Below are 1,077 nucleotides of genomic sequence, written 5' to 3' on the forward strand. Positions count from 1 at the left end.
GATAATTATTCTTGGAGTCCCTTTGTCTTTACGGGACTTGCGTTCATTGGGATGCAAACTCAATTGATTGAGTTGCCTGTAGACGCTGCTTTCACTAAGCTGATAATGTGTGGCCACTTCTTGAATAAGCTCTCGTCGCAATTTACCATGACAAGGTAAGTTGGTTATTTTCTCATCAAGACGAAATAATATTTCCAACGGAATTTTTTTCATTAAGGTGCATCCTTTGCAATGTAGCTGTTCTTCTGTAGCCAATGGTAAAGATTACCAATTGATGTTTTATAGCGTTTTGCAATAAAGACTTTTGATGAACCATTATTGAGCAAAGCAAAAATTTCTTCTTTATGCTGATCCAATTTGCTTTTACCGGGGCCTCTGGGGCGTCCCATAGGAAGGCCTTTTTGTTTTCGAGCACGTAATGCTTCTGCTGTTCTTTTTGAAATTAGGTCTCGTTCAATTTCACTTGCAATAGAAAACATCATTGCCATAATTTTGCTTTGAATGCTGTTATCTAAACGCCAATGCCCTTTAATGGCATATAAATTGATTTTTTTCTCAAGGCAAAGAGAAATAATTTCAATACATTCCAACATACTCCTGCCAAGTCTTGAAAACTCACTAACGACCAAATTCCCACCCTCTGAAAGGTCGTTAATAATTCTACCAAGCTCTCTTTTTTTCCAATGAATAGTTCCAGAAGCCTTTTCTTCCACAAAAAGAACTTTGCCCAAATTATTTTCATTGGCAAAAAATAATATATCGGACTTATTTTTATCTACCTCTTGCTCAGAGGTAGATACCCTGAGATAAGCATAGGTTTTTATGGTCAAAATTTGTTTCACTTCACGGGGTTTCAATATATACCTATATTATTACATTTTTATTGAAAAGAAAAAGATGATTTTTACTTTGATATTTATAGAATATTATCATACAAAATAAACGAACGTTTTTATTATATGGGGAAATAGTCATTCGCAAAATAATGTGAGTTCATCGAAATTTCATTCGCATTTTATTGCGAGTTCATTTGCAAAATATTGTGAGCCGAGCCGTTTCTGTTTGCGAGCACTAACA

The 1,077-nt window shown here is 34.8% G+C and carries 2 protein-coding genes; both read right to left on the minus strand.

Annotation, left to right across the window (positions count from 1 at the left end):
- A partial coding sequence (locus ELY15_RS15960) for a hypothetical protein (protein ID WP_199744238.1) occupies positions 1–213 on the minus strand: 213 nt, incomplete at its 3' end.
- Entirely contained in the window at positions 213–857 is a 645-nt protein-coding gene (locus ELY15_RS15965; RefSeq protein ID WP_199744239.1) for a recombinase family protein, read from the minus strand. The genes ELY15_RS15965 and ELY15_RS15960, both read right to left, overlap by 1 nt.
- Positions 858–1,077: the final 220 nt, after the last annotated feature.

This window comes from Legionella sp. km772 (assembly GCF_003989735.1).
GTDB lineage: Bacteria > Pseudomonadota > Gammaproteobacteria > Legionellales > Legionellaceae > Legionella.